This window comes from Salegentibacter chungangensis (assembly GCF_042678405.1).
In the GTDB taxonomy this organism is placed as follows: domain Bacteria; phylum Bacteroidota; class Bacteroidia; order Flavobacteriales; family Flavobacteriaceae; genus Salegentibacter_A; species Salegentibacter_A chungangensis.
The window spans coordinates 302,815-321,734 of record NZ_JBHTLI010000001.1; the positions used below are offsets into that span (position 1 = coordinate 302,815).

Annotated in this window: 19 protein-coding genes; 14 read left to right on the plus strand and 5 right to left on the minus strand. The window is 42.3% G+C overall.

Annotation, left to right across the window (positions count from 1 at the left end; translation table 11 throughout):
- Positions 1-144 precede the first annotated feature (144 nt).
- The 13 genes from ACFQ3Q_RS01315 to ACFQ3Q_RS01375 all read left to right on the plus strand — a co-directional run bounded on the left by ACFQ3Q_RS01315 (position 145) and on the right by ACFQ3Q_RS01375 (position 10,762).
- A complete protein-coding gene (locus ACFQ3Q_RS01315; protein ID WP_380742161.1) occupies positions 145-474 on the plus strand; it encodes a HesB/IscA family protein in 330 nt (109 codons plus the stop codon).
- Between the two features lie 61 nt (positions 475-535).
- Complete coding sequence (gene sufB / locus ACFQ3Q_RS01320; protein WP_380742163.1) at positions 536-1,981, plus strand: Fe-S cluster assembly protein SufB; 1,446 nt, start codon at positions 536-538, stop codon at positions 1,979-1,981.
- A gap of 12 nt (positions 1,982-1,993) precedes the next feature.
- Positions 1,994-2,383, plus strand: coding sequence for a hypothetical protein (locus tag ACFQ3Q_RS01325; RefSeq protein ID WP_380742165.1), 390 nt, complete (start codon positions 1,994-1,996; stop codon positions 2,381-2,383).
- A gap of 35 nt (positions 2,384-2,418) precedes the next feature.
- Positions 2,419-3,171: a Fe-S cluster assembly ATPase SufC gene (gene sufC / locus ACFQ3Q_RS01330; protein ID WP_380742167.1), complete on the plus strand. Its 753-nt coding sequence runs from the start codon at positions 2,419-2,421 to the stop codon at positions 3,169-3,171.
- Between the two features lie 58 nt (positions 3,172-3,229).
- The gene (sufD, locus tag ACFQ3Q_RS01335; protein ID WP_380742169.1) at positions 3,230-4,543 is read left to right on the plus strand and encodes a Fe-S cluster assembly protein SufD; all 1,314 of its coding nucleotides are present in this window, start codon (positions 3,230-3,232) and stop codon (positions 4,541-4,543) included.
- Between the two features lie 57 nt (positions 4,544-4,600).
- Positions 4,601-5,839: an aminotransferase class V-fold PLP-dependent enzyme gene (locus tag ACFQ3Q_RS01340; protein ID WP_380742171.1), complete on the plus strand. Its 1,239-nt coding sequence runs from the start codon at positions 4,601-4,603 to the stop codon at positions 5,837-5,839.
- Positions 5,840-5,850: 11 nt separating this feature from the next.
- Positions 5,851-6,327 carry an META domain-containing protein gene (locus ACFQ3Q_RS01345; RefSeq protein ID WP_380742173.1) on the plus strand — a complete coding sequence of 159 codons (477 nt, stop codon included), beginning with the start codon at positions 5,851-5,853 and terminating at the stop codon, positions 6,325-6,327.
- The gene (locus ACFQ3Q_RS01350) at positions 6,320-6,745 is read left to right on the plus strand and encodes a SufE family protein (RefSeq protein ID WP_380742174.1); all 426 of its coding nucleotides are present in this window, start codon (positions 6,320-6,322) and stop codon (positions 6,743-6,745) included. Before ACFQ3Q_RS01345 ends, ACFQ3Q_RS01350 begins: the two co-directional genes overlap by 8 nt.
- A gap of 1 nt (position 6,746) precedes the next feature.
- Positions 6,747-7,070: a DUF59 domain-containing protein gene (locus ACFQ3Q_RS01355; RefSeq protein WP_380742176.1), complete on the plus strand. Its 324-nt coding sequence runs from the start codon at positions 6,747-6,749 to the stop codon at positions 7,068-7,070.
- A 32-nt stretch (positions 7,071-7,102) separates the two neighbouring features.
- A complete protein-coding gene (locus ACFQ3Q_RS01360) occupies positions 7,103-7,615 on the plus strand; it encodes a DUF2480 family protein (protein ID WP_380742178.1) in 513 nt (170 codons plus the stop codon).
- A 63-nt stretch (positions 7,616-7,678) separates the two neighbouring features.
- A complete protein-coding gene (locus tag ACFQ3Q_RS01365; RefSeq protein WP_380742180.1) occupies positions 7,679-8,575 on the plus strand; it encodes a DUF3078 domain-containing protein in 897 nt (298 codons plus the stop codon).
- A 125-nt stretch (positions 8,576-8,700) separates the two neighbouring features.
- On the plus strand, positions 8,701-9,921 hold the full coding sequence (gene hflX / locus ACFQ3Q_RS01370; protein WP_380742182.1) for a GTPase HflX: 1,221 nt from the start codon (positions 8,701-8,703) through the stop codon (positions 9,919-9,921).
- A gap of 118 nt (positions 9,922-10,039) precedes the next feature.
- Positions 10,040-10,762 carry a hypothetical protein gene (locus ACFQ3Q_RS01375; protein WP_380742184.1) on the plus strand — a complete coding sequence of 241 codons (723 nt, stop codon included), beginning with the start codon at positions 10,040-10,042 and terminating at the stop codon, positions 10,760-10,762.
- Between the two features lie 16 nt (positions 10,763-10,778).
- Here ACFQ3Q_RS01375 and ACFQ3Q_RS01380 read toward each other — a convergent pair whose 3' ends face one another.
- From ACFQ3Q_RS01380 to ACFQ3Q_RS01390, 3 genes are read right to left on the minus strand one after another with little or no spacing between them, the layout of a single operon-like run.
- Positions 10,779-11,183, minus strand: a complete 405-nt coding sequence (locus ACFQ3Q_RS01380; RefSeq protein WP_380742185.1) for a hypothetical protein — start codon at positions 11,181-11,183, stop codon at positions 10,779-10,781.
- A 58-nt stretch (positions 11,184-11,241) separates the two neighbouring features.
- Positions 11,242-12,621, minus strand: coding sequence for a DUF5689 domain-containing protein (locus tag ACFQ3Q_RS01385; RefSeq protein ID WP_380742187.1), 1,380 nt, complete (start codon positions 12,619-12,621; stop codon positions 11,242-11,244).
- A 26-nt stretch (positions 12,622-12,647) separates the two neighbouring features.
- Entirely contained in the window at positions 12,648-15,464 is a 2,817-nt protein-coding gene (locus ACFQ3Q_RS01390) for a carboxypeptidase regulatory-like domain-containing protein (protein WP_380742189.1), read from the minus strand.
- A gap of 105 nt (positions 15,465-15,569) precedes the next feature.
- Here ACFQ3Q_RS01390 and ACFQ3Q_RS01395 point away from each other — a divergent pair, with 105 nt between their 5' ends.
- Entirely contained in the window at positions 15,570-16,637 is a 1,068-nt protein-coding gene (locus ACFQ3Q_RS01395) for an endonuclease/exonuclease/phosphatase family protein (RefSeq protein ID WP_380742190.1), read from the plus strand.
- 68 nt (positions 16,638-16,705) lie between these two features.
- Here ACFQ3Q_RS01395 and ACFQ3Q_RS01400 read toward each other — a convergent pair whose 3' ends face one another.
- Positions 16,706-17,143: a hypothetical protein gene (locus ACFQ3Q_RS01400; RefSeq protein ID WP_380742192.1), complete on the minus strand. Its 438-nt coding sequence runs from the start codon at positions 17,141-17,143 to the stop codon at positions 16,706-16,708.
- A gap of 67 nt (positions 17,144-17,210) precedes the next feature.
- Positions 17,211-18,836 (minus strand): Ig-like domain-containing protein, encoded by a 1,626-nt coding sequence (locus ACFQ3Q_RS01405; RefSeq protein WP_380742194.1) that lies wholly within the window; start codon positions 18,834-18,836, stop codon positions 17,211-17,213.
- Positions 18,837-18,920: the final 84 nt, after the last annotated feature.

The window sequence follows — 18,920 nt, forward strand, 5'->3', positions numbered from 1 at the left end:
TCAGACAGATAGAAGATAAAAAAATCTTAGAAAAACTGATTGGTCAAACCTATGAACCTATTCTTAAAACAAATACTGAGAATATGGTAAAACGCTTGTTTTGTAGTATATTTGTGCCCAATTTAGAATTAATCTTTTTAAGCTATGATAAAAGTAAGCGAAGAGGCTAAAAAGAAGATTGCCGCTTTAATGAGCGAAGAAGGCTTTAACAGCCTCACCGACTATGTTCGCGTGGGAGTTAAAAGCGGTGGCTGCTCAGGGTTGTCCTACGAATTGAAATTTGACAATTCCACGGCCGAAAGCGACAAGATCTTTGAAGATAACGACATAAAAATATTAGTAGATAAACGCAGTGTGCTTTATTTAGCCGGAACTATTTTAGAATATTCCGGAGGCCTTAATGGCAAGGGTTTTGTGTTTAACAACCCTAATGCACAGCGTACCTGTGGGTGCGGCGAAAGTTTTTCACTATAACCCAATCAGGCATTAACTGCTTATCCCGCAAAGCGGGAATTCAAATCCAGAATCACAAGAAATGGCATATACTGAAGACGATTTAAAAAAAGAGCTCGAAACAAAGGAATATGAATACGGGTTTTATACTGATATTGAATCAGACACGCTACCCGTTGGATTGAACGAAGACATTGTAAGAGCGATCTCCAAAAAGAAGAACGAACCGGAATGGATGACCGAATGGCGTCTGGAAGCTTTCCGGGCCTGGGAGCAAATGGAAGAGCCGGAATGGGCAAATGTCCATTACGAAAAACCAAACTTCCAGAATATCTCCTATTATTCGGCCCCCAATAAAAAGCCGAAATACGATAGTCTAGATGAAGTAGATCCGGAATTACTGGATACCTTCAAAAAACTAGGGATCTCCATTGATGAACAGAAAAAACTGGCAGGAGTTGCTGTAGATGTTGTGATGGACTCGGTTTCTGTTACAACCACTTTCAAAAAGACCCTGGCAGAAAAAGGGATTATCTTCTGTTCAATTTCTGAAGCGATACAGGAGCATCCGGAGCTTGTAAAGAAATATCTGGGAACTGTAGTCCCTAAGAAAGATAACTTCTATGCTGCTTTGAACTCTGCGGTATTTAGTGACGGGTCTTTCTGCTACATTCCAAAAGGAGTAAGATGCCCTATGGAGCTGTCTACTTACTTTAGAATTAATCAGGCCGGAACAGGACAATTTGAGCGTACGCTTGTAATAGCCGATGAAAGCAGCTACGTAAGCTACCTTGAAGGTTGTACCGCCCCAATGCGTGATGAAAACCAATTGCACGCGGCTGTGGTGGAACTTATCGCTTTAGACGATGCCGAGATCAAGTACAGTACCGTTCAAAACTGGTATCCCGGTAACAGTGAAGGTAAAGGTGGTGTTTTCAACTTCGTTACCAAAAGAGGACTTTGCGAGAAGAACGCCAAGATCTCCTGGACCCAGGTAGAGACAGGTTCAGCAGTGACCTGGAAGTACCCTTCCTGTATTTTGAAAGGGGACAATTCTATAGGCGAATTCTATTCTATTGCCGTAACGAACAATTACCAGCAGGCCGATACCGGAACAAAAATGATCCACCTTGGTAAAAACACCAAGAGCACCATTATTTCGAAGGGTATTTCTGCAGGACATTCGCAGAATTCATACCGTGGTTTGGTACAGGTAAACAACAGAGCTGAAAACGCGAGAAACTTCTCGCAATGTGACTCCCTGCTGATGGGTAATGAGTGTGGCGCCCACACCTTCCCTTACATTGAAGCAAAAAACAAATCGGCTAAAATAGAGCACGAAGCTACCACAAGTAAGATTGGGGAGGACCAGATCTTTTACTGCAACCAGCGTGGGATAGATACCGAAAAGGCTATTGCCCTTATCGTAAATGGTTTCAGTAAAGAAGTGCTGAACAAACTACCTATGGAGTTTGCAGTAGAGGCTCAGAAATTACTGGAGATCTCACTTGAAGGTTCTGTAGGATAAGAAGAACAGGGAATGATTAAAAAATTAGCAGTTTTATTAATGGTTTTGAGTTTCTTCTATGCCTGCCAGGATGAAGGCAGGAAGCAAATGACCTCAGAGCCCGAAGCTGAAGAAGTCCCTGACAGCATTCAGGTTTTAACCGGCCAGTTCATTTATGTGGCCGATGCCGCTGTCCTTAGAGGTGAGGATTTTGTCTACGGGGTGACCATAGACTCGATGTCTCAGGTACTTTCCGAAAGGGTGAAGCCATTGAAAAAAGAAGATTTTGATATGGTACCGGTAACGGTAAAGGCCTGGATAAGACCAAACCCTGAACAGGAAGGCTGGGAAGAAACCATAGAAATACAGGAAATAATAGAAGTTAAAGGAGATTCGATCTCCCAAAATAAAATTGAAAATTAAACTATCCGGCTTGTCCGGATGCATACCCATACAATATGCTTAAAATTAAGAATTTACACGCGAGTATAGAAGATAAAGAGATCCTGAAAGGAATTAATCTTGAAATTAATCCCGGGGAGGTACACGCCATAATGGGCCCTAACGGTTCAGGTAAAAGTACCCTCTCTTCAGTTATAGCGGGAAAAGAAGAATATGAGATGACCGAGGGAGAGATCATTTTTGAAGGGGGCGACCTTTCAGAACTTGATCCTGAAGAAAGAGCTCATAAAGGTATCTTCCTTTCTTTCCAGTACCCAGTGGAAATTCCGGGAGTATCGGTAACCAACTTTATGAAGACGGCTATCAATGCTCACAGGAAAGCTAACGGGCTTGAGGATATGCCGGCAAATGAAATGCTGAAGCTTATCCGTGAAAAGTCTGAAATGCTGGAGATAGACCGTAAGTTCCTTTCCCGTTCCCTGAACGAAGGATTCTCAGGTGGGGAGAAGAAACGTAACGAGATCTTCCAGATGGCGATGTTGGATCCTAAGTTGTCTATTCTTGATGAAACCGATTCAGGACTTGATATCGATGCCCTGAAAGTAGTGGCAGACGGAGTGAACAAACTGCGAACTGAAAATAATGCCGTACTTGTAATTACTCACTACCAGAGACTGCTTAACTATATTGTACCAGATGTTGTGCACGTAATGGTAGACGGAAAGATCGTGAAGACCGGAGGAAAAGAACTGGCTTACGAACTTGAAGAAAGAGGGTACGACTGGGTAAAACAAGAAAAAGCGGTATAAGCACGCTGAAATTTAAGAATGTGAACCTTTATCTGTTCACTAAACTTAAACTAACAAGATGGAATTAAAAGAAAAATTAGTATCATCATTTCTCGCTTTTGAAGAAGAATTTGGAGCGAATGATGATCTTCATAAAATAAGGAATCAGGCGATTAAGGAGTTTGAAACCCTGGGCTTTCCAAGCAGAAAGGAAGAGGCCTGGAAATATACTTCCCTTAATTCGGTATTGAAACACGATTACAGCGTTTTCCCTAAGAAAGAAGATGCACTGGAATACCGTGATATCAAGAAATATCTGATTCACGATATAGATACTTATGACCTGGTTTTTATAGACGGCATCTACTCCTCTCACTTGTCGCAAACAACTCACGATAAGATAGATGTATGTTTGATGTCTTCAGCTCTTAACAAGGCTAAGTACAAACCTGTAATAGAGAACTACTTCAACAAGTTAGCTCCAAAATCAGGGCTTAACTCTTTAAACACGGCATTTGCGCACGAAGGTGCTTTTATTCATATTCATAAGAATAAAATGGCCGATAAGCCTATTCAGATCATCAATTTCTCTACGGGAAATGAGTCTGCATTATTGCTACAGCCAAGAAACCTGATCGTGGTAGACGAGAACTCTCACGCCCAGATCATTGAGCGTCACCAGAGTCTCACAGACCATCCTGTACTGACCAATTCGGTTACAGAGATCTATGCCGATAAAAGAGCTATTGTAGATTATTATAAGATCCAGAATGATAAGACTTCAGCTTCCCTTATCGATAATACTTTTATCGAGCAGCAGGCTGAAAGTAACTGTTCTGTACACACCTTTTCTTTTGGTGGGCAATTAACCCGTAACAATCTTAATTTCTACCAGAAAGGTGAACGCATCGAATCTACCCTAAAAGGGGTAACGATCATTGAAGGAAAACAACACGTAGATCACAATACCCTGGTTCACCACATTGAGCCGAACTGTGAAAGTCACCAGGATTATAAAGGTATTTTCGCTGAAAGATCTACAGGTGTTTTCAACGGGAAAGTGGTCGTAGAGAAGGAAGCTCAAAAGACAAATGCATATCAGTCTAACAACAATATTCTTATAGACGATAAGGCTACCATCAATTCTAAACCTCAGCTGGAAATATTTGCTGACGATGTTAAATGTAGCCACGGTTGTACCATAGGACAGCTTGATGAAGAAGCATTGTTCTATCTGCAGTCCAGAGGTATTCCAAGAAAGGAAGCCCGCGGACTTATGACCTATGCCTTTGCCAATAATGTTCTGGAAAGCGTTAAAATACCTGAGATCAAGAAAAGAATCAACAAACTTATTGCTTTAAAGCTGGGTGTAGAGTTAGGTTTTAACCTGTAAGAAATGCTATTTTAAAGTAGCATCCTAAACACCTGCCCTAAAAATAAATAACTGAGAATGAGCCTTGCTACTGAGAAAATATCATTGGACGTTGAGAAGATAAGAAAGGATTTCCCTATTCTAAAAAGGGAAATCAATGGCTATCCGTTGGTGTATTTTGACAATGCCGCCACCTCTCAAACCCCACAACAGGTGATAGATGTGATTGTGGATTATTATTCCAACTACAACGCCAATATTCACCGCGGGGTTCACAGCCTTTCTCAGGAGGCCACAGATAAGTATGAAACTGCCCGAAGGAAGATTCAGCAGCATTTTAATGCAGCAAACCCGGAAGAGATCATCTTCACCTCTGGAACCACTCACGGGATAAACCTCGTGGCTAACGGTTTTTCAGCTTTACTGGAAGCGGGAGATGAGATCCTTGTTTCGGCAATGGAACATCACTCCAACATAGTACCCTGGCAAATGCTTTGCGAAAAGACAGGAGCGGTACTCAAGGTGATTCCAATGAATCAGGAAGGTGAACTTATTTATTCTTCTTTTGAAGAGCTGATTTCGGAAAAAACCAAGGTTGTATTTCTAAACCACGTCTCTAACGCATTGGGAACAATAAACCCCATCAAAGAGATCATTAAGAAAGCACATTCGGTAGATGCGGCCGTTCTGATAGACGGAGCCCAGGCGGCGCCTCATATCAAGGCCGATGTTCAGGAACTGGATGTTGATTTCTATGTGGTGTCTGCTCACAAAATGTGCGGGCCTACCGGGGTTGGTGTGCTTTACGGAAAGAAAAAATGGTTGGAAAAGCTTCCTCCCTACCAGGGTGGCGGAGAGATGATCTCCACCGTGACCTTCGAAAAAACCACCTATGCGGACCTGCCTCACAAATTCGAGGCCGGGACCCCGAATATTTGCGGAGGCATAGCTTTTGGAGCCGCTATAGATTATATGAATAAAATAGGCTTCGACAAGATTGCCGCCTATGAGAAGGAGTTGCTGGATTACGGAACCAGTAAACTTCTTGAGATTGAAGGAATGCAGATCTACGGAATTTCAAGGGACAAAACAGCAGTGATCTCTTTCAACATTGAAGGACTACACCCATATGACATTGGTACCCTTGTAGACAAAATGGGAATCGCTGTTCGTACAGGCCATCATTGCGCCCAGCCCGTTATGGATTTTTATAATATTCCCGGGACCATAAGAGCTTCCTTTTCATTTTACAATACAAAAACCGAAATAGACCGTTTTATTGAAGCGGTCAAAAAAGCGAAAGCTATGCTTTCTTAAAAACCAACCATATGAAAAAAATGATCTTTATTTTAAGTCTTATCCTCTTTGTTTCCTGTGGGGAAAATGAAAAAAAGGAAAAGACAACCGATAAAGCCGAAAACACTGAAAAGCCAACTGAAGAAATAAAGACAAGCCTTAGCGAACTGCGGAATCAGACCGGGAGCTACAAGATTATAAAGCTTGCCAACAAGGATTTGGGAACTGAGGAAATTTTACTTGAGTTTGACGGAGATTCCCAGAAAATATCCGGTAATCTTGGATGCAACGATTTTGTTTCTGCCTTCAAACTAACCGAAGACCGGGTGAAATTTGATCCGCCTATCGGGACCAAGATGTTTTGCGAAGGCAAGATGAAGAATGAAGAAAGCCTGGGAGAGATTCTTCCAAAGATCACCAGGGCGAAGATAAATGAAGAAGAATTGGTATTTTTATCAAAAGATAATGAGGTTTTACTAAGCCTTGAAAAAACAGAACAAAGTGAGTAATATTCAGGAAAAACAACAGGAGATCGTAGAAGAGTTCGCAATGTTCGACGACTGGATGCAGCGTTACGAATATATGATCGAGCTTGGGAAGTCCCTGCCTTTAATAGACGATAAATACAAGATAGACGAAAACCTTATCAAAGGCTGCCAGAGCAAGGTGTGGGTGCACGCAGAGCTTGAAAGCGATAAACTGGTGTTTACCGCCGACAGTGACGCCATCATCACCAAAGGAATAGTAGCTATCCTCATCAGGGTATTCTCTAATCAGCATCCTTCAGAGATCATTGAAGCCGATACTAAATTCATTGATGAAATAGGCCTGAAAGAACATCTTTCTCCTACCCGAGCCAATGGATTGGTAAGTATGATCAAACAACTGAAAATGTATGCGGTGGCATACCAAACCCAATTGAACTAAAATGGAACAAAAAATAGACACCCAGGAATTAGGAGAAAAGATCGTAAAGGTCCTTAAGACCATTTATGACCCTGAAATTCCAGTAGACATCTACGAACTGGGATTAATTTACGATGTGATGGTAAGCACAGATTATGATGTGAAGATCCTAATGACGCTTACTACCCCAAACTGCCCGGTGGCTGAAACCCTCCCGCAGGAAGTGGAAGAGAAAGTGAAATCGGTAGATATGGTTAAAGATGCCGAAGTGGAGATCACTTTCGATCCGCCGTGGAGCCAGGACCTTATGAGTGAAGGCGCTAAACTGGAATTGGGACTGTTATAGTACCCAGAAGAACTTTAAAAACCTGAAAAACTATGTCTGCAGAAATTGTAAACAGAGTGGCTAACAGCAAACTGGTTACTTTTAATCTTGAAGATCACTATCCACAGGGAGAAAGGGTTCTTTTTGATATTAAGGACTGGTTGCTGGAAGGTTTTGTATTGAAGGAAAGCCTTTTCAGGGACGAGGCAAAAAAGCACGATTGGAGCATATATGAAGGCCAGTATGTGGCCCTCACCTGCTCCACCGATGCCATTGTGCCCGCCTGGGCCTATATGCTGCTGAGCACTTATCTTCAGCCTTATGCCAAAAAGGTGGTTACCGGTGACCTTGAAACCCTGGAAACCGTACTTTATACTGAAGTGATCTCGAAACTGGACGTTTCCGATCTTGAAGATAAACCGGTGATCGTTAAAGGCTGCTCCCAAAAACCAGTGCCACAGAATGCCTATTTATTGCTTATAGAAAAATTACAACCCGTTGTAAAAAGCCTTATGTATGGAGAAGCCTGTTCTTCAGTGCCGCTCTATAAAAAGCCAAAAAAATAAATATTCAGCCCTCAAAAGGGCTTTTTCTATTTATAAAGGATGTACCAACCAAAAAATGAAGAGATGAAGAAGATCATTACTTGCCTGGCACTACTCCTTGTCAGTGTAAGCCTTACGGCGCAGGAGGAGGAGGGAAAAGAAGAACAAAAACAAGGATGGACCAATAAAGGGAATATCGCTCTTTTGTTCAACCAATCGGCTTTTAATGCGGAATGGAGAGGCGGAGGAACCTCCAATATAGCAGGAAACCTTCTGCTTAATTATGATTTTAATTATCTGAAAGACGATTTCACCTGGGACAATAAGATCATTGTAGATTATGGTTTAACAAAGCAGAACGGAGATAAGTTTTACAGAAAGACCAACGACAGGCTGGAATTAAATTCCATCGCCGGAAAGCAGATAAAAGAAACCAATTGGTATTATTCTATGTTCCTTAATTTCAGAACCCAGATCACGAAAGGTTATGAATACGGTGAAGACGAAATGGGAGAAACCATTCGCACTGAAAGAACGCATTTCCTTTCCCCGGGATACCTTCAGATAGGACCCGGTATGCTCTGGAAAAAGAATGAGAATTTCTATGTGAATATAGCTCCGGCGACTTCAAAACTTGTATTTGTAGATTCTGATTTCACCAGTATGCCCGGCTACACAGATGGAGATTACTTTGGGGTGGATGAAGGAGAGTCTTTGAGATACGAAATAGGTACTTCGATTTCAGCTTATGCGAAATTCGATATCGTTAAGAATGTGAATATGGAGAACATCCTTAATCTGTACTCCAATTACCTGGAAGACCCACAGAATGTTGATATCGATTATACGATGAATATGAATATGAAGATCAACGATTATTTGTCTACAAACCTTATTTTCCAGGCCATTTATGATGATAATGCCGTTTCAGGATTTCAGGTTAGGGAAGTATTCGGGCTTGGATTCAATTATGGTTTCTAAATAAAGAACCGAATTAAAAAATATCAACCTGCAGGATACGCTTCTGCAGGTTTTTTATAGTTAAATTTTTGTTGTAACCCCCTCACCAAATACGCAGTAGCAATCTATTGTGTAACTTTGTATTTATGATTGAAAAAACCGATTTAGCTTACGAGAAAACTGTTCTTATTGGTATCGTTACCAAAGATCAGGGCGAAGATAAATTAACGGAATATCTGGATGAACTGGAGTTCCTTACCTATACGGCCGGCGGAGAAGTTGAAAAACGCTTCAGCCAGAAACTGGACAGGCCAGATCCAAAGACCTTTATTGGTTCAGGGAAGATGAACGAAGTGCGGGAATTCGTTGAAGAGAATGATATCGGGACAGCCATATTTGATGATGAGCTTTCCCCGGCACAGCAAAAGAACATTGAAAAGATCCTTAAGTGCAAGGTCCTGGACAGAACCAATCTTATCCTTGATATTTTCGCCCAGAGGGCTAAGACCAGCTATGCAAGAACACAGGTGGAACTTGCCCAATATGAATACTTACTTCCACGACTTGCCGGGATGTGGACTCACCTTGAGCGCCAGCGTGGTGGTATCGGGATGAGAGGACCCGGGGAAACAGAGATCGAGACCGACCGTCGTATCGTTAGAGACAAGATCTCCCTTCTTAAAAAGAAACTCGCTACCATAGACAAACAAATGGAAGTGCAGCGTGGTAATCGTGGCCAGCTGGTAAGGGTTGCCCTTGTAGGCTACACCAACGTTGGGAAATCTACTTTAATGAACGTGATAAGCAAGAGTGATGTCTTTGCCGAGAACAAGCTTTTTGCGACCCTGGACACCACGGTAAGGAAGGTAGTGATACGTAACCTGCCGTTTCTTCTTACCGATACGGTAGGATTTATCAGGAAACTGCCTACACAGCTGGTAGAGTCCTTTAAATCGACCCTGGACGAGGTTAGGGAATCAGACCTGTTGTTGCACGTGGTAGATATTTCGCACCCAAATTTCGAAGAACATATAGAATCGGTTAACCAGATCCTTAGTGAGATCAAAGGCGGAGATAAACCTACCTTGATGGTCTTCAATAAAATCGACCAGTACGAGCCTGAAAAGATCGAAGAAGATGACCTGATCACCGAAAAGACCAAGGCTCATTATTCGCTTAAGGAATGGAAAAGAACCTGGATGAACAGACTTGGAGACGACGTGATATTCATCTCTGCCCTGAACAAGGAAAATATGGAGGATTTCAGGAGAAAGGTATATGAGGCTGTGAGAAAGATCCATATCACCCGGTTCCCTTATAACAATTTCCTTTATCCCGAATATGATAAATACGGAGAGAAGAAATAAGCTTTCTCCGAAATTCTGATATTAAAGCCCCGGATCCTGAAACCTCCGGGGCTTTTTGTTTGGCGGAAGCGTTTAAAAAGGATTCCGTAAATTAGATGATAACCAACTTTTCAAGATTATGAAAAAGATCATCCTTCTTTCAGCGTTAATTTTTTCCTTCAGCCTTTATGCTCAAAACATTGAAGGCTCCTGGAGACTCATCTCAGAAAACGGAAAAGAAATTACCGATGCGGAGGTAATACGCATTTATGAAGCAAATTATTTTGCCGAATCTGCTAAAAAGCCTGAAAATAATGAATTCTTATGGGCCCGTGGCGGAGAATTCAGCCTTAATGATTACAAGGAGAAAACAGACTTCAACACTAAAGAACCAGAAACAGTAGGAAAAGACTTAAGTCCAAAACTAGCTTTCCCTGAAAAAGGTAAACTAAAGATCAGTTATGCGAATAAGGACCAGGTATGGGAAAGAATATCTTCAGAAGACAACGACCTTACGGGAAACTGGGTGATCACCGGGCGAAAGAGAAACGGAAAAATAGATATGATGACTCCGGGTGACAGAAGAACGGTGAAAATTCTTGGGGGCGGCAGGTTCCAGTGGATCGCCTTTAATTCGGCTACAAAAGAATTCTTCGGCTCGGGAGGCGGCACCTATTCTGCAAATAATGGAAAATACATAGAAAACATCGAGGTCTTTTCAAGGGACAAGAGCCGGGCAGGCGCCAGTCTCGATTTTGATTACGAGATCAGGGACGGCAACTGGCATCACAGCGGGAAAAGCTCTAAAGGTGACCCTATCTATGAGATCTGGTCTCCCTACAAAAAGGCATATAAAAAATAGCTGATTTGAGGAGCTCCTAATTCACTCTTTCCAAAACAGCCTCCTGCGGCAGGTAATATTCCCCCGGCGGCGGACTGGTGAGGGAAAACATAATATTCTTCATTCGCTTATTATATATGAGCCTTATTTTACCCTCGGAAAGGCTCGCAGCACTTTTTATGGTACCCTTATAAATATCCTGTTTTATTCTCATAAGTGTAAGAGAATACCTTCCATTATTCTGCTTCTCACAGTCTATTTTGTCACCGTTAAAAAACACTGCACAATGGGATCCGCTAAGCATTCCATTGCCATTTTCACTTAATCTCAGATTAAATGTGTGCTGCCCGTTTCCGGAGGTCCACGCCCAGTTTCCCTGGAGGTCCTGCGCTATCCCCGTAAAAGAAATAAATAAAAAGATCAGGAGTAATTTATGCTTCATAGGAGTTCATTTTTTGATAGAGGGTAAGTTTTGATTGAATTAATTTACAACTAAAATTTCAAAATCCGGTAACCCGAACATTATCGAGATCATAAGTCGTTGTCTTATCGGGAGCACCTCCAAGATACCTGAAAGCAAAGTGCAGTTCTCCCTCAAGACAGGAAACATCTATATTTGAAGTCTTATAAAAATCAATATACCCACCTGAAGGACCTACAGGTATTCGTGCATCCAACAGCATCCAGTTTGTGGTCGCTACATTCCCTGTAAAATTGGTCGTGGCGTAGACCCTTAAGATAGTGGAATTATCATAGCCGGATTTTAGGTCGAAACTCAAAACTTCACCGGTGGTTTTACCAAGATCTATAGCGGGAGAAACCAGCCATACCTCCAAAGGAGTTTCCTGTGTATTATATGCTGAGATCCTAAGATGCCGGTTGCTGTTAGAATTCCCGGGTTCAAATAATTTAGCTCCACCGTTTACATTTATGTTTTTCCATCCGGTTGCAAGAATCCTTGCCGGCGTGGTAATATTTGTAAAATTCTCTTCGAAAAGAACTATAGAGCCCTCTTCAGAAGTGCTTCCGCAATCAAGGTATTCAGGATCACACCTCCCATTATTCATTTGCAGTGCAGCAGGTGAGTTAACTGAAAGCACAAAATAATCGTCATAGAAATTACGTGTTAACACCCCTTCAATACTACCCGAACCTTGGGGAAGTAAAAGAGATTTGAAACCGGAGTAAGTACTCGTACTCAAAATAGTGGTAGCCCCGGTTTCACAGCTTTCCAGCATCCGTTCCCCGTCATATTGATCTATGGAAGCATCTCCCGCAAACGTAAACCTGTTATTCGCCCTTATCAGGTTCCGGTTAAACTGAACATTATTCAGCTTCACAAAGAGATTCTTATGAGTTTCTTTAATTTCTGTGACTTCGAGATCTAAAGGCTTAACCTCCGCAACTTCAGCCGTACGAATAATATGCTCATCCACAAGCGCCCCGGGAATAGCCACAACATCTCCTCTGTTTTGTTTCCCCAGCTGTAGCACCCCGTTATTATAGCCCAAAATAAGACCATCTAATTTGATATAGATCTTACGCCCGAAATTGTAGGTCTCATAAAGCGAATTATCATCTACAAGAAGTTGAATTCCCGCCGTGGGGCTGGCCGGTTTATCCTGGAGTATAAGTTCCTTATAGAAATTCCCTCCTTCGTCACTGGAAACCACATAACCCGGAACATAAAGGCCGGTCTCCCGAAAATAATACATTTCGCCGGTTTCAAAATTGAAGAGACTCTTAACAGCAGCGATATTGGTAGTATCCCCGGAAATAGTTAGTTCTTCCCCCTGAAGTTCCGGAAGATCGAAATCATCTGTCTGAACACAGGAAGCTAAAATCAAAAGGCTTAACAGCCCAGAAAATATTCTTTTCATATCACATAAAGTTCATTTATCTTCAGTTAAAACCTGAAATACATATTCACGAAGTAGGTGGTGCCATAGCCATACCAATATTTATTGCCAAATAATGGCTTATCCCTTTCACGGTCTTCCTTAAGTTTTTGATAATTCGCATTCCGCGGTTGTTCGAAACCCCCAGATCTGAATACCTTATCAAGAACATTGTTCAGGCTTACAAAAAAGCCCAGATAGTTCTGTTTTAAACGCCAGGATTTACCTCCTACGGCATTTACGAGAATGTATTCCTCAAATTGTTCCTGACTTAAAAGCTGGCGTGCAATATCTTCGTCATAGTCCTGATAAGGAAGTCCGTCCCAATCAAGACCAAAATTCGCGGTTCTTGTTAATGGGTTGATATCTGCAAACCCGTGAGAAAAATAGTTTACACTGGCTCCAAACCACCAGAATTTGGGATCCCTGTATTCAAAACCAAGTTGACCAACTCTTTCCGGGCCATTGCCAACGTGATAATTCCGGAGGTAGGCTTTTCCATAATTAACCGGACCTTCAAAACCGGTGGAGGTGAGATACAAATTCGGATCATTGCTATACAGGTATTCTCCAATTGCCGTCGCAGCTTTAAGGCTTATTGTGGAAGTAAGTTTTATTTCAGCTCCCATTTCCAACCCAAGATTGCGGGTTGCCACATCAGTCAAAACCTGCTGCACAAAAGCAGATGTATTGTTACTTCCTAAACCGGAAAGCCCGTCGGCGTAGTAATAGGAGATTTCAGTGGCATCAGAAATTTCATTAAAATAACCGCTTATCCTAAGCTTTATTCTGTTCGACCTGAAGTTGTACGAAATATCCATTGATCTGATCTGTTCACTTTCCAGGCCTTTTACCGTTGTGTTATTCTGCCTGCTGTTCACAAAAACAGAGGCCAGATCAGGTGCTTCTGAAACAAAGGCCATATTGGCACTTAAGAAGTGGCGCCCGTTTAATTTATAGGTAAGCCCAGCTTTGACCCCGAAATCGGTAAATTCGAGGGTTTCACTTTTTCCAAGAGAGTTTGCCGGGTAAAATCCGTTTTGGAATAAACCGTTCCTGAAATAAGTGGAATAACCCACCTGAAGTCCGGCATAAAAATCGAAGTTGGTATATTTGAATTGTGCCTGTGCAAAGGCATCGGCTTTATCTGCAAACAATTCGTAGTTATATTTATACCTGTCGCCTTCCCCTGCTATATGGTTCAGGTTCTGAAGGTCGCTTTGCGCTATTTCATTAACAGGAATTCCGTCCTGAGCTTCCGCGAAGAGATCTATATCCAGAAAACCACTGCCACCCAAAAGATCCCTGATCTCACCGAAATTTTCGCTCTTCAAATGCCTGTAGTTAAATACTGCATTGAGACTGATATTTTCCTTTAGCAGGAATCTTAAAATTGAATTGGCCTGAATTTGGGTGTCATCGGTCCTGTCTTCTGCCAAAGCATAAACCGAATTTCCCGAACCGTTGAGATTAGCCGCATACAAAGCTCCCCAGTCCAGCTGCCCGTTCTCAACGAAATATTCCTGAGCCAGGTAGGCAGCCTCATAATTCGGGGTTTCAGAAAGCCTCAGAAAATAGGAAGGCAGCTTTTGATAATAAGCGGGGTCAGGATTACTTCCGCCTCCAAGATAAGTTTCCTGGGAATTCAGGACCGCAAGTCTTGTCCCGCCATAATCTATCCTGGTATTTGCCACTTCCCCAAACTGCCAGACCAGATTTGTGTTTATTTCGAGTCTTTGGGAAGGCTGCCAGAAATGATTGAGCATTAAAACCGGCTCCTTAACCTCTCGAAGCCTAGAGTTCCTTATCTCTCCGTCCTGATGGCCCCAGTAGGAATTGTAGGAATACCCTTTTAATTTGATAACCTCTTCAGTATTCGGGGAAGATTTTCCCCGGATATTCGGAGTATAAAAAGCAGCAAAATTGAGACTGTGCCGGCCATTTAACTTCTTCTCTAGCGCGGCAAAAAAGGAATTTGCATCATAAAGCGTTCCGTCGATATAGGCCTCCTCAGCAAAACGCCTGGAAGCTGATACCGAATAATACCAGCCCCCGCTTAATTCGCCGGAATTATAGGTCCCCATTAACCTACCCGTATAGCTTCGGTTAGCCGCTGAAACCGAGATTCGCCCCCCGGGACTGTACTGGGAAGCCCTCATAATAATATTGGTTGTTCCGGCAATACCTCCAAAACCTTCCTGAGCCGGAGCACTTCCCATATAGAAAATCTGATTTCGTTGCACATCATTAAGTCCTCCCCAGTTTGCCCATTGGGGTCTGCCATTATAGAGCTTATTCATCTCCACCCCGTTTATCATCAGGCTTCCATATTCACTTCCCAGACCACGAGGTCTGAAGAAGCTCTGGCTAAAATCATAGGCAGCAGCATTTAAAAACACATCCCTGGAAGATTGTAAAAGCCCGGCAATATTATCAAAGCCCGACTCCTCTTTATTGAGATCACTTTCCGGGAGGCTTATGTTCCCAATAAGCATTTGTTGGTTTTCCAGATCGGGCTGCATATAAATAAGGTCCAGGTCTTTAACCTCCCCCGCTTTTAAAGTGACCGGAATTCGCTGAATCTCGAAGCCCGACTTAGAAACCACAAGAATCAGTTCTCCTTCGGGAAGGAGTTCAGAAGAAAAATTAAACCAACCATCTGACCCTGAAGTGGTCTCAATGACGATATTATCTGTAGTGATAACAGCTCCGGCAACGGGAGTAAGTGAGGCAGCATCTACCAGGGTCCCGGTAACAGCTGTCTCTTGCGCACATATTTCTGATACGCAGCTCGCTATCAGGAAAATTAGTAGTAGTCTTTTCATTTATCTCATACCCGAAAGGCGATATAATTTTACTCGAAATAGATATAACTAACAAATTTTCAGTACTTTAGGTTGTTTATTTTTTAATCAGAAATGCGAACAAAAATGCAACGGAGGCTTAAATTTGTTATCCTTTTAGTCTTTGCAGGAAGTTATTTTCAGGCCAGGGCACAGCAAGAAAAATCCTATAAAATTGTCAGTATTGCATTTTACAATGTTGAAAATCTCTTCGATACTGAGAACGATCCGTTTACATTTGATGACGATCGTACCCCCGAAGGAAAAGATGCCTGGACCGAAGAAAAATACAGGGAAAAACTTCAAAACCTGGCAAAAGTGATCTCTGAAATAGGCATAGAATCTGCCCAGGTTTCGCCGGCCATCATTGGTCTTGCAGAAGTAGAAAATTACCGGGTACTGGAAGATCTTGTAAATCAACCTGCCCTAAAAAACAAGAACTATGGGATAATTCATTATGACTCGCCGGACAGCCGCGGAATTGATGTGGCTATGCTTTACCAAAAATCTGTGTTCGCCCCCACCAGTCATCACGCCAGAAAGCTAAGCTTATCGGAGCCGGGTTCTCCGAAACCGGAAAAAACCCGAGATCAGCTTGTGGTTAGCGGAAAGCTGGATGGAGAAAACTTCAGTTTTATTATCAACCACTGGCCTTCGCGTTCCGGAGGTGAAAAGGCAAGCGAATATAAACGAATTAGAGCCGCAGAACTAAACAGAAAAATAATCGATTCGATCTTCCAGAATGAGCCATATATGAAGATCGTAAATATGGGCGATTTTAATGACGATCCTCATAACCGCAGTATCAAAACATACTTAAAAACCGGTTCGGTCAAGAAAGATTTAAAACTTCAGGAGTTATTTAACCCTATGGAAAAGATGCAGAAAGAGGGTAGCGGGACTTTGGCATACCGGGACGGATGGAACCTTTTCGACCAGATTATGCTGTCGGGAACGGCATCCCAAAATGAATACGATTCTTACCAGTATTATAAAGCTGGGATATTTAACAAATCATACCTTATTACGCCAAAAGGCCAGTTTCGGGGCTACCCCTTAAGAACTTACGGTTATTCAGGCTATCAGGGGGGATATAGCGATCATTTCCCGGTCTATATTTATCTTATCAAGGAAAGTGCTTCTGCAACAAATTAGTGCAGCAGAAATCGCTTAAAACAAAAACACCCCGCAAATTGCGGGGCGTCTTATTAAATCTTGGATTTTTAGAACCAGGCGCTCCAAGGTATTCTTGACAATACCAGGATAAGTGCCAGGGTATAAAAGATGGCAAGCGTCTTGAACTTAGGTGTTGAAGTCAGCTTTTTCTTGTGTTTGGAATATCCAACGGTAATCAGCACGATGGCAAGGATCATTATTAACGGATGCTCCACATTGTATAATCTTAAGGTGGAATCTTTCATTACTCCTCCCATTCCAACTTCACCGAACATCCTGAAGTAAGGCGCAATAAAATAAAGAAGCAGGCCTATCAGAAGCTGAATATGCGAAACAATAAGCGTGAATAGAGCAATTCTGAAATTAGTAGCTCCGTATTCCTTTTTGGTAACTGTACCTATTATGGCATTAAAAGAGGCTATTATTAGCATAATTACGACCAGGTAAGCCCACCAGGAATGAATAAATTGAACTGTAGTGTACATATATCTTTTTTAAGAAATTAAAATTACAAATTCTTTATCATAAACTCCGGAAAAGCCCGGAATGCTTTTACCAACGATTTTCTGCCGCCTCGCCTCCCCAGATGAGAGTAGCAAGATACGGGTTGTCTATAAAAGGATTCCTGTTCCCCTGGGCTCCTTCTATCACATTGTTCCTCTGGATCTCAAAATCCGATACCGGATCTTCCCTGTTCCATTCAAGAAACAACTGAAGGCTTCCTACGGTTTCAAAATCCTCTCCATATCTCAGGTGAACATACATTACCATACGGGCAACATCGCCTTTCCACTCATCCCCGGGATACCATTTATCACCATCAACAAGTTTATATGATCCGCTACCATCGGTAAAAGGGAAGTTCAGTCGCTGTGAGTTGATGTCCACATCGGCCACACGCATATGGTGCATATCATTTTTGGCCTCTTCTGAAGAAAGTCTGGATTGAGGGTAAATATGCTCAGTATTGAATGTTTCCCCTTCGCTCAGGTCTCCTTGCTGGTATTCATCCTTTGGACGACTGTCTCCGGAATACATCAGGATCACATTATTAGAATTATTAAGGTCCTCATCGGCCTCATACAGATAATCGTGTCTCTGGTAATATTCAAGACGGTTTACGTGCTCATCTGTGGTGAAATCTGTAAGTACCTGCAGCAATAACTGCGGGTCTTCGGTGAAAGTGACATCTCCATAATAATCTTCATATCCAGATGGAATATCAAAAGCTACAGGGTCTACAATGGTTACGGTAACCGTCCCGGTAACGCAGGTAGAGGTAGCATCATCATCACAAAGGCTGTAAGTAAAGCTGTCTTTCCCTTCAAATCCTGATGCAGGCTTGTAGGTAATGGTGCCATCGGCGTTAAGCTCTGCAGTACCATTTCCGTCCGCATTTACAGAGGCGATCACCGCCCCGTCAATTGCTTCATCATTATTCAAAACATCATCGATCACCACCTGGTCGGTACCAACACTAATCACTACAGCATCATCATTGGCGACCGGTGAACCTTCATCTATAACGTTTACGGTTATAGTAGCCGTAGAACAGGACGGGTTTTCATCGTCATCACAAAGAGTATAGGTAAAACTATCCTCACCCGAAAATGTTTCATTAGGAGTATAGGTTATGGAACCGTCATTTTCCAAAACAGCAGTTCCGTTAGTTCCCTCATATTCTACCTTGATCACGCTTGCATTATCTACTACCACATCATTAGAAAGGTGATTTTTAATGCTAAGCGAAGTATTCTCGGCGGTTTCATAAGTATCGGCATTGGCCTGAGGATCTCCAGCATCACCAACATTTACCGTTACAGTCGCCGTAGAACAACGATCGGAATCTCCGGGAACACAAATGGTATATGAGAAAGTATCCTCTCCCTGGAAATCGGCCGGGGGGTTATAAGTATAGGTCCCGTCCCGATTATCCTTTAGCTCTCCCCCTTCAGAAGTAGAAGCCTCAAAAGAACTGATGCGGGCATTATCGGTAGTAGTATCATTATCCAATAAGACATCAGCATCAATAACAAGTTCCTCATTTTCCTTTGCTGAAAGCGCATCGTCTACCGCAACCGGGTTCTCCGGTGTAGGATTAGGTTGTGGAGTCGGGTCTTCTTCGGTGCTACATCCAAGGATCAAAACAGATATAGCCAGGTACACTAATTTCTTCATTATATAATTTTAGGTGAGATTGCAAATATCATATAAATCAATCAATTAAAAAACCTCTTATCCCGAAGGACAAGAGGTTTTCTA

Bases quoted from the DNA above. Each gene is read 5' to 3' on its own strand.
- ACFQ3Q_RS01395 (WP_380742190.1), top strand. From the start codon at position 15,570: ATGCAACGGAGGCTTAAATTTGTTATCCTTTTAGTCTTTGCAGGAAGT.
- ACFQ3Q_RS01405 (WP_380742194.1), bottom strand. From the start codon at position 18,836: ATGAAGAAATTAGTGTACCTGGCTATATCTGTTTTGATCCTTGGATGT.
- sufB (WP_380742163.1), top strand. From the start codon at position 536: ATGGCATATACTGAAGACGATTTAAAAAAAGAGCTCGAAACAAAGGAA.
- ACFQ3Q_RS01380 (WP_380742185.1), bottom strand. From the start codon at position 11,183: ATGAAGCATAAATTACTCCTGATCTTTTTATTTATTTCTTTTACGGGG.
- ACFQ3Q_RS01355 (WP_380742176.1), top strand. From the start codon at position 6,747: ATGGAACAAAAAATAGACACCCAGGAATTAGGAGAAAAGATCGTAAAG.
- hflX (WP_380742182.1), top strand. From the start codon at position 8,701: ATGATTGAAAAAACCGATTTAGCTTACGAGAAAACTGTTCTTATTGGT.
- ACFQ3Q_RS01325 (WP_380742165.1), top strand. From the start codon at position 1,994: ATGATTAAAAAATTAGCAGTTTTATTAATGGTTTTGAGTTTCTTCTAT.
- ACFQ3Q_RS01390 (WP_380742189.1), bottom strand. From the start codon at position 15,464: ATGAAAAGACTACTACTAATTTTCCTGATAGCGAGCTGCGTATCAGAA.
- ACFQ3Q_RS01375 (WP_380742184.1), top strand. From the start codon at position 10,040: ATGAAAAAGATCATCCTTCTTTCAGCGTTAATTTTTTCCTTCAGCCTT.
- ACFQ3Q_RS01360 (WP_380742178.1), top strand. From the start codon at position 7,103: ATGTCTGCAGAAATTGTAAACAGAGTGGCTAACAGCAAACTGGTTACT.
- ACFQ3Q_RS01340 (WP_380742171.1), top strand. From the start codon at position 4,601: ATGAGCCTTGCTACTGAGAAAATATCATTGGACGTTGAGAAGATAAGA.
- sufD (WP_380742169.1), top strand. From the start codon at position 3,230: ATGGAATTAAAAGAAAAATTAGTATCATCATTTCTCGCTTTTGAAGAA.
- ACFQ3Q_RS01315 (WP_380742161.1), top strand. From the start codon at position 145: ATGATAAAAGTAAGCGAAGAGGCTAAAAAGAAGATTGCCGCTTTAATG.
- ACFQ3Q_RS01345 (WP_380742173.1), top strand. From the start codon at position 5,851: ATGAAAAAAATGATCTTTATTTTAAGTCTTATCCTCTTTGTTTCCTGT.
- ACFQ3Q_RS01385 (WP_380742187.1), bottom strand. From the start codon at position 12,621: ATGAAAAGAATATTTTCTGGGCTGTTAAGCCTTTTGATTTTAGCTTCC.
- sufC (WP_380742167.1), top strand. From the start codon at position 2,419: ATGCTTAAAATTAAGAATTTACACGCGAGTATAGAAGATAAAGAGATC.
- ACFQ3Q_RS01400 (WP_380742192.1), bottom strand. From the start codon at position 17,143: ATGTACACTACAGTTCAATTTATTCATTCCTGGTGGGCTTACCTGGTC.
- ACFQ3Q_RS01365 (WP_380742180.1), top strand. From the start codon at position 7,679: ATGAAGAAGATCATTACTTGCCTGGCACTACTCCTTGTCAGTGTAAGC.